This window comes from Hyalangium gracile (genome assembly GCF_020103725.1).
GTDB classification, from domain to species: Bacteria; Myxococcota; Myxococcia; order Myxococcales; family Myxococcaceae; genus Hyalangium; species Hyalangium gracile.
Genome location: NZ_JAHXBG010000019.1, coordinates 180,903 through 194,347 on the forward strand (window position 1 = coordinate 180,903; position 13,445 = coordinate 194,347).

Here is a 13,445-nt window from a genome sequence, read left to right on the forward strand (position 1 = left end):
ACGCCTGCTCCTCGGGCGAGGGCGCTCAGGCCCCGCTCACCGCCGCGCGCAGCGTGGCCTCCACGCGAGGCATCGCCTCGCGGATGTCCGCCATGGAGACAGCGCCCACGGAGAGGCGGAACCAGCCGGTGTCGTCCTTCAGCCCGAAGGCCTGGAAGGGCACCACCGCGAAGCTGGCCTTCTCCAGCAGCAGCTTGCGGATGTCGTCGTTCGTCTTGAGCCCCGCCTTGCCCACCAGGTCGAACTGCACCGACAGGTAGATGGCGCCCTGGGGCGCGATGGCGCGCACCGGCAGCCCCGCCTCGCGCATCTTCTCGAAGCCCTGGTGGAGCGCCTCCAGCCGCTCCTGCACCCGGTGCTTCATCGTCTCCATGAAGGAGGCGGTGCCCTGCACGTCATCCAGCGAGCGCGCCACGGCGATCTGCTCGGCCTTGGGCGCCCACGCCCCCACGTGGCCGATGACGTCCCGCATGCGAGAGATGATGGCCGGCGGCCCGATGCCCCACCCCACCCGCACGCCCGTGGCCGCGAACGACTTGGAGATGCCGTCCACGAAGATGGTGTAGTGCGCCATCTCCGGCACCAGCTCCACCGGCGTGACGTGCTTCGTCCGCCCGAAGCTCAGCGTCCAGTAGATCTGATCGTACATGAGGATGAGCGGCGCCTGGCCGCGCTCCTTGCGCCCGCGATTCTCCGCGACGATGCGCTCGCAGATGGCCTTGAGCACCTCCGGGGAGATCATCGTCCCGGTGGGGTTGAGCGGGCTGCACAGGCACAACAGCCGCGCGCTCGACAGGTGCGGGGCCAGCTGCTCCACCGTGGGCATGAAGCCGTGGTCGGCGCTGGTGACGACCACCGTGTCCCTGGCCCCCATCATGTGCGTGTAGTGGTTGTTGTTCCACGAGGGCACCGGGTAGATGACGGTGTCGCCCTCGTCCAGCAGCGTGCGGTAGGTGCCGTAGATGATGGGCCGCGCGCCGCCCGCGATGACGATGCCCTCCAGCGGGTACTTCAGCCCCAGCACGCGCTCGTAGAAGCGCTGCACGCTCTGGCGCAAATCCAACACGCCGTCCGAGGGCGGGTAGTTCGTCTCGCCCGCCTGGAGCGCGGTGGCGATGCCCTGCCCCAGCGTGGTGGGGATGGGGAACTCCTTGGGGCTGAAGTCGCCCACGGTCAGGTTGCACACCTTGCGGCCCTGCGCCGTCAGCTCGCGGATCTCCGCGGCGATGCGCAGGATTTCACTGCCGACGAGGCCCTTGGCCATCGTGCCGACATAGGTGTCATCCCGCTTGGGGAGGAGGGTGGTGAGATCGATGGCCATGAGGTGCTCCGGTGGGCGCGCGTGCCGCTTTGGACGCGGGACCATATACGCCACGCGGCGCCCATGGGGCATCCATCGACACTACACCGGGTAGGACCGACCACTCTCCGTGCGGGCGGGCAACACGGCCTGCACCGGGCTGGCCGCCAGCGGGAAGGAGCGCGGCGCCGTCATGCCCAGCGCGTTCCACGTCTTCGGCCCCACCACACCGTCGGCTTCCAGACCCTTGGCGCGCTGGAAGGCGAGCACCGCGCGCTCCGTCTTCGGACCGAAGAGGCCGTCCCTGGCGCCGGGATCGAACCCGTGCGTGGCCAGCACCTTCTGCAGCACCACCACCGAGCCCTCGCACACCCCGCGCTTGAGGATGGGGCGCAGCCCCGAGCCGCGACGCATGTCCAGCGCCGCCCACGTGCGGGAACCCACGATGCCGTCCACCTCCAGGCCTCGGGCCCGCTGGAACGCCATCAGCGCCGCCTTCGTCTTCGCGCCGAAGATGCCGTCCACCGGACCCGGCTCGAACCCCGCGGCCTCGAGCTGGCGCTGGAGCTGCTCGACGTCCGGCCCACACACGCCCTGCTTGAGAGCGCTCGGTGACTCGGAGGCACAGGACGACCCGGGCAGAGGCGGCAGGGAGGGGGGCATCAACGACTCCAGGGGCTGGGTTCGATGACGGGGGAGCGCTTGATCCAGAAGCCACGCGCGCGACGCCAGCCCCCCCAAGGAGCGGGGCGGACTCATACCTCAAAGGTGGGTTGCTGTCAGTGAAATATCACCTCGCTGTCACGAGATGATCCGCCTCGGTGTCTCGGAATTCGAGGCGTCGCGAGAGACCCACCCGAGTGCGCCAGTACCCACGAATCATCCTTTGCCCGTGAAACGTTGCACTGCCCGACGGATCCATTGCAAATCCGGTGATTCTCGGAAATAAGAGTATTATCTGATAGGGTTTAATAAGCAGGCAGCCACACTCGGGCCAGAAGGGCCGAGCGCGCGGGCTGTCAGACGCGAAGCCCATCTTCAGAACTCGCTCGCTCGCTCGTTTCGAAGCGCCGTCATTACCGAGGCCCATAACCCATGAAGCACTCTTCTCGACTGTCCCTCGTTCTGCCTCTCCTGCTGGTCGCGGCCTCGGCCTCCGCCTCGGATGGCGCCACCCCCAGCCTCAACGTCAACGTGCTGGGCACTCGCTCCATCGTTGCGTGTGATGCGGTGAGCCGCGCTTGCGGCGTGGCGGTGATCTCCTTCCCCGTCACCTCCTCCACCGTGCCGCATGGCCAGCCGGGCATCGCGGTGGCGTCCCAGATGATGCCCTCCGTGGACGAGGCCCAGGCCATCATGGCGCGCGTGGGAGCGGGCGAGACGGCACAGCAGGCGCTCGACGCCGTGCTCGCCGCGGATCCGATGTCCGCGATGCGCCAGTTCGGCGTGGTGTCCCTGAGCCCGAACGGCACGGTGCACGTGGGGCAGTTCACCGGCGAGGCGAGCTGGACGCAGCGCTGCGCGGTGGCCGGCGCCACCTACGCGGTGCAGGCGGCGGGGCAGACGAACGCGGCGGTGTGCCAGGCCATGGCCCAGGGCTTCGAGAGCGCCACGGGCAGCTTCCCCCTGCGGCTGCTGGCGGCCCTGAAGGCGGGCGTGGGCGTGGGGCGCGACACGCGCGGCGAGCGCTCCGCCACCCTGCGCGTCTGGTCGGCGGTGTCCCCGCTGAGCGCCGTCACCCCGCTGCTGGCGGATGCCTCGGTGGCGGGCAAGCCCAACGCGCTCGCGCAGCTCGAGGAGGAGCTCTACCGCTACCTGGGGCAGCTGGCCCCGCCGGACCCCGCGGACGCGGTGACGCTCGATGACTCCACCATCAAGTGCCTGAAGCGGACGCTGCGGGAGCTGGGCTACTACCACGGGCCGATGGATGGCCGCTGGAACGACGACGCCGAGCAGGCCCTGGCGGCCTTCCAGCTCAACAACGTCTTCTTCCCCCGCGCCACGCAGGAGGCGAGCCGCGGCGTGCGGAGGCTCGACGGCGCGTTCGTGCAGTTCGTCCTGCGCGCCGAGCGCGGGACGCTCGTTCCCGCTCCGTAGGCCCCGCCGCGCACGTCACTCCGCGCTGGAACGCACGGTGCCTCCCATGAGAGAGGGGGGCGCCGGCCTGTCTCGGCGACGGGCCCCAGGAGAGTGACGGATGACGCTGGCGAAAGGCTTCGGACGTGGGTGGTGGTGCCTCGGGCTGGTGGGCTGCCTGGTCGCAGCGGGGTGCTCGAAGAAGGAGGAGCCCGCGGCCCAGACGGAGCCCGCGCCTCAGACGGCGCCCTCTCCTTCTCAGCCCGCGGCGCCCGCGCCCGCTCCGACTCCGAGTGGCACTCCGCCCACGGGCACCGCGGACGCTCCCCCGACGCCGCCGGCTCCTCCCACGCCACCGGACACCGCTGCTCCCACGCCGAGCACGGCTCCGGCCCAGGGCGCGGTGGCTCCCGAGGATCCGAAGAACCGAGAGTGGACCGCGGGCATCGTGAAGCTGGCGCGCCAGGGGTTCGCTCCGGTGACGCTGCGCTCGGTGCGCGCGGCGAAGAACGAGGGCTTCGACCGCGTGGTGTTCGAGTTCGACGGGGCGCAGCTGCCCGGCTACCACATCGAGTACGTGGACAAGCCCGTCATCAAGTGCGGCTCGGGAGATCCGACGGAGGTCGCCGGCCAGGCCTGGCTCCAGGTGAGCCTCACTCCGGCGCAGGCGCACGAGGGGGGCGAGGTGACGGTGGCCGAGCGCGAGCGCAAGGCGGCCCTGCCCGTCATCCAGGAGCTGGAGCTCACCTGCGACTTCGAGGCCGAGGTGACGTGGGTGCTCGGCAACGCGCGCCCCAACAAGTACCGGGTGATGGAGCTGCGCGAGCCGACCCGCCTCGTGGTGGACGTGCAGCAGTGAGCGCCCGGCTCACGGGCTCCGCAGCGCGTCGGCCACCTGCTCCAGGGCGGAGATGAGCTCGCGGTGGCGCGTGCGGGACGGCTCGCCTCCGGCTCGCAGCGCCAGCGCCAGGGCTCGGGGCAGGTTGAGCGCGGCATCCCGCGCCAGCTTCTCGCGGTACTCGCGGGGGTAGTCCGCTGGCACGCGCAGGGTCCAGTTCTCCTCGTTGACGCTGCCGGGCGCGTTGTAGATGTCGCGCAGCCCGAACAGGTCCGAGAAGAAGATCATCACGTTGCGCGCCTTGCAGGCGAAGAGGTCCGCGAACTTCGCCTGCACGAGCAGCCCTGGCTCCGCCGCGAGCCGCCGAGCGAAGTCCTCTCGGCCCTCGGGCTCCGGGTGGAGGCGCCACGCCAGGTACTCCGCCTGGGCGCGCGCCGTGCCCGTCTGCTGCCAGCGCTCGGCGACGCGCCACAGGGGCGGGGTGTCGTGGGTGCCCACCATCACCCAGTCCTCCGGCGCCGCGTTCTCGCTCCGGTAGACGTCGGCCGGGTTCTCCAGGTTGGCCTTCTGGGTGACGCGGAAGCGCCCCAGCCCGTACTGCGCCAGCACGCGCTGGAGCGGATAGGGCTGCGTGCTGAGCACCTCGGCGAGCAGGTCCGTCAGCACGCGCCCGTGGCGCCGCGAGGAGGCGACGATGGTGTCGAAGAGGACGCTGTACTGGCGCACCTGCTCCGAGGTGAGCGAGCGCACCCACCCGTCCGCGTAGCGCGGCGCCGAGCGGTCGATCTGCTCCCCGGTGGCGATGGCATACCGGGCCAGCTCGGGATGGTCCGGGAGGTCCGGCGAGTCGAAGAGGCGCGCTCCCGTCTGCACCGCGCGCAGAGAATCCGGTTCGCCCGAGCGGTAGACCCAGGGGCACACCAGCCCGTGCGGATGATCGATACGCAGGCCGTCGTACTCCCCGAGCATCTTGTCCATCCGCGCGTCCATGAAGCGCAGCACGGGGCCGGGGCGGCGCTCGGCGGCGAGGCCCTCGCGAGGCTCGAAGAGTCGGGCGGGGTCCAGCACCGGGTAGTTCCACGGCTGGCCCTCGGGGTTGGTGCGGCTGGGCGGCGCCCCCATCAGGTACGTGCGCAGGAAGAGGTCCTGCCACGCCCACGCGTCCTCCAGCGAGAAGCCGATCTGCAGGTCGCCATAGAGCTTGAGCCCCCAGCCCTCGGCGCGGGCCCGCAGCTCCCGGTGGGCGGCGTGCACAAGGAACTGCTGGAAGGCGTAGCGCGCGATCAGCTCCGCGTGCTTCGCGAGCAGGAAGCGCTGGCGGGCCTGGCTCGCCTCCGCCTCTCCGGGCCCCGGCGCGAACAGCCGCGCGTCGAGCGCCGCCTCTCCCTGTCCATTCCAGCGGCGCCAGTCGCGCTGTCCGTGCTCGAGGCAGAGGGCCTCGAAGAGGGCATCGCGCCGCAGCCAGTCCCGGTGCTCCTTCGTAAAGGACTCGAAGCGCAGGGAGAGGTCTCGAATGGCGGGCGGCGCATCCTGCCGGGCCCGCTCACGCTGGAAGGTGCTCCACACCTCCTCGAGCGCGGCCTGCTGGACCCGGAAGGCGTAGCGGTAGCGCTGTCCCGGCCCCGCTCCAGCGGGAGGACGCATGTCCACGAGGGCGGCAAAACGCCCCGGGCGCATCAGCTGGCCCCAGGGTTCCTCGGTCAGGGCACGGAGCGGAATGTTGAGGATGTTGCGGGAGAACAGCGTCGAGTCGTAGGGCGAGGCGTTGGACTCGGAGGTCTGCCCCTGCGGGCCGAGCTGGATGCCGGTGAAGCCCAGCATCCGGGCGAACTCGAGAAAGCGGGCGGCGCCTCGGGAGTAGGGAGAGCCGCGGCCGGTGTCCTCATCGGAGTTGCTGGGAAAGCTCGGGTCGTGGATGCCGAGGACCAGGTTGCGCACGTCCAGCGCCTGAAGCGCCTCGGCCACGAGCCCGCGCATCTTCTCCAGCAAGTCGTCCGACCCGATCCGTTCAGCCATGAGCTCCCCGAGAGACCCTCGCGGCGGGGACCATAGCCGATGCGGCCTGGCTCTCGTGTATCCGGGGGAACTCGAGCGACGCGCTCCTGCTCACGTTCCGAGGGGATGGACCCGAACCAGTCGCCCAGCCACCGCCTGACGACGCACCCACCCATTCAACCGGCCCAGGTTGTTGCCGATGAGGAGCCGGTCTCCCTGGGCCTCCTTCACCAGGTGCAGCAGCACGCCGCCCTTCCACCGAACCAGAACCACGTCTCCGGCCCGCACTTCCACGGGGTCCACCGGGCCGAGAGTGACGAGCTGCCTGTCTTCGATCTTTCCTCGCATCGAGCCTCCTCGAGGTCGGATCGTCACCTGTTCTCCTCTTGCCAATGCGCGCAGTGCCTCCGTCGCCCATCCCATCGTGCGTCTCCTTTTCCGAAAATTTGGAGCCGGGGACGGAGCCCTGTCGGAGGCCCTGACGCCTCGATTGCCAGGATGGCAATCGGGAGCATGCCGTGTGTGACAAGCCGTGCGGCTGCGGCACCCAGGACGTTCCGAAGGAGTGCTTGCGCCATGGAGGGAGCCTCCTGTGCCCAGGGAGCAGCCCAGCCATGGAGGCGCCCTGGGCGAGAACCGGTCCCCAACTGGTATGACAAGCAGACCAGTTCGGACCGGATTCGCCCGACAGGAGGGTGGTACCTCAGCTCCGGGCAGACCTCGGACGGCCGAGGTGTTCAGCGCTGGCACGCGACATGAACAGGGGTCAGCGTCGAGCATGACGACTCCTCTTCCGACTCTCGGGCGCGGCTGGGTGCACCACCTGGCTCGCCTCTTCCTCGCGGTGGCTGGCCAGACAAGGTCGCTATCCCACGACGCAGGAGGGCCTCTGCGCACTGCGCCAAGGCCAGCTGCTCGAAGCACTTCCCCGGGACCCATGGTCCACCGAGTACCACTACGCCCTCTGGCGAGGCCTGCCCGTGGTCTGGGGAATGGGCCGCAACGCCGATATCTCCAACCTGAGTTCCCTCCTCCCCGAGACGGACGAGGGCCTCCCCATTCCGATTCGCAGCGGGCCCCCAGGGGTCGGCTGTCGATGAAATCTGGAATCAGCCTCCGCAGACGGTGTCTGATGCACGCGGACTCGCTTTGCCGGAGGCGGCATGAACCGAAAGGTGCTCATCGTGATCGGAGCCGCGGTGCTCCTGCTCGTTACCTGGTGGGCCTGGCGCGACGCATCGAAGCCCTCGGGTGAGCCCTCCCCGGCTGTGACGTCCGCCTCGGGCCCGGGCGCATCATCGGGGCAGGACTCCTCCAGACGCTCCGCCTCCGGCGCTTCCACCGGTCTGGACCGGCAGGGAACAGGCTCGGGCGCTACCGCCCCGGAGGGCGCGACGCCCCCCGTCGCCGAGCCGATGCGCGCGGAGGAAGGAACCCTGCGCGTCGAGGTCGTCACGCCCTCCGGCCCGCGGACAGGAGCTCGTGTGTCGCTCTACCTGCGTGGCCCTCGCGAGCCCACCACCGGCCTGCCAGCGTGGCGCCTCGCTGGCTCAGGCGTGACTGATGAGGCGGGACTGCTCGTGCTCCCGGCTCGCGCGGGCCGCTATCTCGTCTCGGCGCGGGCCGAGGGCTTCGCCACCGCGCGGGCGGATGTCACCCGTCCACACGGTGAGAGCACCACCTCCGTCCGGCTCACGCTCGACGCTGGGGCCATCCTGGAAGGCTCCACCGTGGAGCGAGCGACTCGAAACCCGGTGCCCCTCGCGGAGCTCACGCTCATCCCGCGCCCCTCGCTCCTCGACGCCCGCGCCTCCGCTCCGCAGGAAGAGAGGCACTCCGCCGCCAGCGATGCACGCGGGAACTTCCGCTTCGAGGGGCTCGCCAAGGGCGAGTACCAGCTCGAGGCCCGCGCTCCGGGCCATGCCCCCAAGCGCCTGGCGCGCGTGCGTGTCCCGTCCTCGGGCGTCACGGTCGAGCTGGAAGGCTCGGCCTTCCTCGAGGGCTTCGTCGAGCTGCCCGATGGAAAGCCCGCCGCCCAGGCCCAGGTGAGCGCCTTCGGCACGGACGAGGCCGTGGTAAGCGACACGAGCGCGGGCGGTGCCTTCTCGCTCGATGTTCCTCCCGGGGCCTATCAGCTCACCGCTCGCCAGGGAGACAAGACGGGCTCCGCCCCGGGTCGCATCGTGGTCGGCGCCGGGATGACCGTCAGGGACATCCGCATCCGGCTGGGCTCCGCGACGTCCATCGCGGGTGTCGTGCGCCGGAAGGACACGGGAGCGCCCATCCCCGACGCGGCGATCTCCGTCAGCTCGAGCGGTGCCCCGGGAGACCTCGCTGGCGCCACCTCGGACGTGGCCGGGCACTTCGAGGTGGGAGGGCTCTCTTCAGCCTCGTACGACGTGACGGTCCGGGCTCGGGGCTTCAAGCCGCTGCGCCGCGGCGGCATCACCGTGCTGGAAGGTCAGCGCTTCGAGCTTGTCGCCGAGCTGGTCGCCAACGGCCGCATCGAAGGAACCGTCGTCGACAGCGCGAAGAAGCCCGTCAACGGAGTCCAGATCACTCCCCAGCGCAGGTGGGGCCCCCTGGAAGGAGCGACCTCCGTCGTGACGGACGCGGCGGGCAGCTTCGCGCTCGAGGACTTGCCCTCGGGAGACATCTACGTCGCGGCCCGTCCTCCCAACAGCGATGAGAACACCCGCGTCCCCGTCAAGGTCGAGCCCGGCCAGACGGCACGGGTCCAGATCCAGCTCTCCGACGAAGGAACCCTCGAGGGAACGGTCCGCCTGACCGGGGGCAAGGTTCCGACTCGGCCCGTCACGGTCTATGCCCGACGCGTCGAGGCGCAGCACCCCGATCGCATCGAGCTGCCCGCCACGGCCGAGGGAACGTTCTCCATGCGAGTGCGCGCCGGCCGCTACCAGCTCATGGCCTGGCTGGCGGACGCCCCCTTCATGAACGACCAGGAGAAGACCGTCACCCTGGAGGCCGGCAAGGTCCAGCGCGTCGAGCTCGAGGTGCGTGAAGCCAGGCGGCCCATCACCGTCACGGTCCTCGAGCCCAATGGAGCGCCCAGCGTGGGCGCCGTCGTCATGGGCAGCGAGGCAGGCAAGTCCAACATCCTCATCGAGGACCTGACCGATGAGTCCGGACGGGTGACGGTGGTCGCGGATCCGATCGGCTCGGACATGCTGCACCTCTGGGCGACGAACGGAGGCCGCAGCGGCGATCTACCCCGAGTCCCCGCGACGAGCGGCAGCGCGACGCTCCAGCTCACCCCCGGTGCGCGGCTGAGCGGCTCGGTCCGCTCGGCGGGAGGACGCGCCGTCAACGGCTTCCAGCTCGTGGTGGCGGCGGTGCGCACTGACGAGGACTACATCCCCCAGCAGTCGTTCGAGTTCACCGGCGATCGCTTCGTGGTCGAGGACATCGCGCCGGGCCGGGTGTCCATCACCGCCACGCTCTCGGACGGTCGCGCCGGCAAGGTCGAGGCCACCGCGCCTTCCGGCACCGCGACCCAGGTCGACATCGTCGTGGACGCCGGCGGGAGCGTCACGGGTCGCCTGCTGGATGCGAAGACGGGCGAGCCCATCAGCCAGGCCTTCGTCGAGCTCAACGGCCTCATGTCACCCACGACAGGGCCCGACGGGCGCTTCCGGATGAACGACATCGCGCCCGGCACCCACCGCCTCACCGCCTGGGAGCGGCAGCACGACATCGCCGAGAAGCAGGTGACGATCGCCTCCGGGAAGGAGGTGGACCTGGGAGACTGGCGCCTGGGCCCGCCTCGCGTGGAGCCCGGACGCCTGGGGCTCGGCTTCGGCATGAGCGGCGACGATGTCACCATCAGCTGGATCGCCACGGGCGCGGAGGTGGGGGACCTCCAGGTAGGCGACGTGGTGACGGCCATCGACAGCGCCACCGTGCTCACCCCGGGCGAGGCCCGCCAGCGCGAGCTGGGGGCTCCCGGCAGCCAGGCGACCCTGGCCATCCGCCGGGACGGGCAGGCCCGTACGCTCACGCTGATGCGCGCGAAGTAGCCTCACTCCTGCGGAGCCTGGGGCACCGGCCGCGGCTCTCCTCCCCCGCCGCCGGTGTGCACAGGCTTCCCCTTGCCTCCTCCGAACCAGCGCTTGAACTTCCCGAGGATCCAGCTCCGGGCATTCGAGAGGATTTCATACACCGTCGGAATCACCAGCAGCGTGAGCAGGGTGGAGGTGATGACGCCGCCAATCACCGCGCGGCCCAGCGGCGCACGGAAGTCACCGCCCTCGCCCCGCCCCAGCGCCACCGGAATCATGCCGGCGATCAGCGCGAGCGTCGTCATCATGATGGGCCGCAGGCGGATGCGGCCGGCCTCGATGAGCGCCTCCCGCAGCGGCACCCCGCGCCGCTCGTGAGACCACTTGGCGAAGTCGATGAGCAGGATGGCGTTCTTCGCCACGATGCCCATCAGCAGGATGACGCCGATGAGGCTCATGATGTTCAGCGTGTCCCCGGTGACGAGCAGCGCCAGCACCACGCCGATCAGCGATAGCGGCAGGGAAATGAGGATCGCCAGCGGATCCAGGAACGAGCCGAACTGCACCACCAGGATGAGGTACATCAGCAGCACGGCGATGATCAGCGCCGTGAAGACGCGGGTGAACACCTCCGCCTGGTCCGCGGCCTCGCCACCCGCCGAGAGCTGGTAGCCGGCCGGCAGCCGCACGTTCTGCACCTGGGCCTGGATGTCCCTCATCACCTCCGACAGCGAGCGCCCCTCCACGTTGGCCTGGATGTTGATGACCTTGTCCCGGTTGAGGTGGTTGATCTGCGCCGGCCCCAGCGTCTGGCGTATCTCCGCCACCTGCCCCAGCGGCACCACCACGGGAGTTCCTCCCGGCCCTCCCGGGATGACCAGCGGGAGCTGCGCCAGATCGCTCGGGTTGGAGCGGGCCTCCGGCATCAGCCGCACCATCACGTCACGCGTCTCGCCCGTGGGATCGATCCAGTCCCCCGAGTCCAACCCCGCGAAGGCCGGCCGCAGGGCCTGCGCCACCTGCCCCACCGTCACCCCGAGCTGCCCGGCGATCCCCCGCCGCAGCTCCACCTCCAGCTCCGGCTTCTGCCCGCGCGTGGACAGGCCCACGTCCACCGCGCCCGGCACCTGCTTCACCTCGCGCACCACCTGCTCGGCCAGCTGGTTGAGCATCCGGGTGTCCGTCCCGCGCAGCTCGAGCTGGATCTGCTTGAACGCCCCGCCAAAGCCGCTGGTGAACACGGACACCTGCGCGCCGCCCAGCCGCGCCAGCTCGCCACGCAGCACGTGGCCCAGTTCCTCCTGGCTCTGGTCGCGCTCCGTCTTCGGCGTGAGCTTCACGTACACCAGCGCCTGGTCCACGCCCGGCGAGCGCAGCGGCAGCGCCGTGCCGATGGTGGCGTACGTGTAAGCGACCTCCGGGTGCTCGCGCACCGCCCGGGACACCTCCTCCACCTTGCGCCGCGTGTACTCCAGGCTCGAGCTGGGGGGCGTCTCCACCAGGATCTCCATCTCGGCGCGGTCGCTCACCGGCACGAAGCCCGCGCCGCCCACCGTGCCCTGCAGCACCAGCGCGCCCACGAGCGAGCCCACCGCCAGCAGCACCATGGCCAGCCGGTGGTCCAGCGCCCAGGCGATGACGCGCTTGTAGTTGTCCGCCTGCCGGTCGAACCAGTGGTTGAAGCGCGAGAGCACCCGCGAGATGGGCCCCTTGCGCGCCCCCTTCTCCACCTGCGGATCCGCCCAGTACGCCGAGAGCATCGGGTCCAGCGAGAAGCTCACGAAGAGCGACACCAGCACCGCGCACGCGATGGTGAGCGCGAACGGCTTGAACCACTGCCCCGCCACTCCGTACATGAAGGCGATGGGCACGAACACCGCCACGATGGAGAAGGTGGTGGCCGCCACCGCCAGGCCAATCTCGCTCGTGCCCTCGCGCGAGGCCTCGTAGTGGTCCTTCCCCATCTCGATGTGCCGGACGATGTTCTCTCGCACCACGATGGCGTCATCGATGAGGATGCCGATGGCCAGCGACAGGCCCAGCAGCGACATGGTGTTGAGCGTGAAGCCGAACACCCACACGCTGATGAACGCCGCCAGCACGCTCACCGGCAGCGCCAGGCCCGTAATCACCGTCGAGCGCCACGAGTTCAGGAAGAGGAACACCACCAGCACCGTGAGGATGGCGCCCTCGAAGAGCGCCTCCTGCACGTTCGTCACCGCCTCGGACACCCGCGTGCCCGCGTCCACCACCATCTCCAGCCGGGCGCCCTCGGGCAGCCGCTCCTGCAGCGCCTTCACGCGCTCGCGCAGGGCGTCACTCACCTCCGTGGTGCTGTAGCCCTTGGCCTTCAGCACGTCGATGCCCACCGCCTGGCTGCCGTTGAAGAGCGCCATCGTGCGCGGCTCTTCCGTGCCGTCCCGCGCCGTGGCCACCTGTCCCAGCAGGATGGGCTGGCCGTTGCGCTGGGTGATGACGACGTTGGCGAAGTCCTCGGGTGACTCCAGCCGGCCCTTCAGCCGGATGGTCTGCTCGTCCAGCTGCCCGGTGATGCGGCCCACCGGCGCCGCCAGGTTCTGCGCCTGGAGCGCCTGCACCACGTCCGCCACGCCCAGCCCCGCCGCCTGGAGCGCCGCCGGCTTCAGCTCCACCGTCAGCTCGCGCTCGATGCTGCCCACCACCGTCGCCTGCGCCACGCCCGGCACCGCGCGCAGCTCGCTCACCACCATGGGGTCCGCGATGCGCGAGAGCGTCGTGGCCGGCAGCGTGTCCGACGTCAGCGTCAGCGAGACGATGGGGAAGTCCGCCGGATCGAACCGCGTGAGGATGGGCTCCTCCATCTCCTGCGGAAGGTCCGCGCGCTTGCTGGAGATGGCATCCCGGATGTCCTGCGAGGCCTCCTGGATGTCCTTCTCGAAGTCGAAGAACACGGTGAACTGGGCCAGCCCGTCCGTGGCGGACGAGGTCGTCTTGCTGCCGTCCAGCCCGCTGATGCTGAAGATGGCGTCCTCGATGGGCTCCACCACCTCGCGCTCCACCGTGTCCGGCGAGGCGCCCGGGTAGACGATGGTGACGCCGATGACGGGCTGCTCGACGTCCGGGAACTCGTCCGTCTGCAGGTTGACGAGCGCGACGAGCCCGAAGACGACCAGCGCCACCATGGTGGTGACGGTGACGATGGGGCGCTTGATGGCGAAATCGGAGATGAACACGGCGT

8 protein-coding genes are annotated in these 13,445 nt (G+C 70.2%); 3 read left to right on the forward strand and 5 right to left on the reverse strand.

What is annotated here, in order from left to right; translation table 11 throughout:
• Positions 1-25 precede the first annotated feature (25 nt).
• Both KY572_RS32515 and KY572_RS32520 read right to left on the reverse strand, forming a co-directional pair.
• Positions 26-1,321: a pyridoxal phosphate-dependent aminotransferase gene (locus tag KY572_RS32515; protein ID WP_224247537.1), complete on the reverse strand. Its 1,296-nt coding sequence runs from the start codon at positions 1,319-1,321 to the stop codon at positions 26-28.
• An 81-nt stretch (positions 1,322-1,402) separates the two neighbouring features.
• Positions 1,403-1,963 (reverse strand): peptidoglycan-binding domain-containing protein, encoded by a 561-nt coding sequence (locus tag KY572_RS32520; RefSeq protein ID WP_224247538.1) that lies wholly within the window; start codon positions 1,961-1,963, stop codon positions 1,403-1,405.
• Positions 1,964-2,395: 432 nt separating this feature from the next.
• Between KY572_RS32520 and KY572_RS32525 the strand changes: the two genes are divergently transcribed.
• A complete protein-coding gene (locus KY572_RS32525; RefSeq protein ID WP_224247539.1) occupies positions 2,396-3,397 on the forward strand; it encodes a DUF1028 domain-containing protein in 1,002 nt (333 codons plus the stop codon).
• Positions 3,398-3,497: 100 nt separating this feature from the next.
• Positions 3,498-4,235, forward strand: coding sequence for an AMIN-like domain-containing (lipo)protein (locus KY572_RS32530; protein ID WP_224247540.1), 738 nt, complete (start codon positions 3,498-3,500; stop codon positions 4,233-4,235).
• A gap of 9 nt (positions 4,236-4,244) precedes the next feature.
• Here the strand turns inward: KY572_RS32530 and KY572_RS32535 are convergent, their stop codons facing one another.
• Both KY572_RS32535 and KY572_RS32540 read right to left on the reverse strand, forming a co-directional pair.
• A complete protein-coding gene (locus KY572_RS32535; protein ID WP_224247541.1) occupies positions 4,245-6,230 on the reverse strand; it encodes a 4-alpha-glucanotransferase in 1,986 nt (661 codons plus the stop codon).
• Between the two features lie 90 nt (positions 6,231-6,320).
• Positions 6,321-6,557 (reverse strand): hypothetical protein, encoded by a 237-nt coding sequence (locus KY572_RS32540; protein ID WP_224247542.1) that lies wholly within the window; start codon positions 6,555-6,557, stop codon positions 6,321-6,323.
• An 815-nt stretch (positions 6,558-7,372) separates the two neighbouring features.
• Here KY572_RS32540 and KY572_RS32545 point away from each other — a divergent pair.
• A complete protein-coding gene (locus KY572_RS32545; RefSeq protein WP_224247543.1) occupies positions 7,373-10,246 on the forward strand; it encodes a carboxypeptidase regulatory-like domain-containing protein in 2,874 nt (957 codons plus the stop codon).
• 2 nt (positions 10,247-10,248) lie between these two features.
• On the opposite strand, the gene KY572_RS32550 is transcribed toward KY572_RS32545, so the two are convergent.
• On the reverse strand, positions 10,249-13,440 hold the full coding sequence (locus KY572_RS32550; RefSeq protein WP_224247544.1) for an efflux RND transporter permease subunit: 3,192 nt from the start codon (positions 13,438-13,440) through the stop codon (positions 10,249-10,251).
• Positions 13,441-13,445 lie beyond the last annotated feature (5 nt).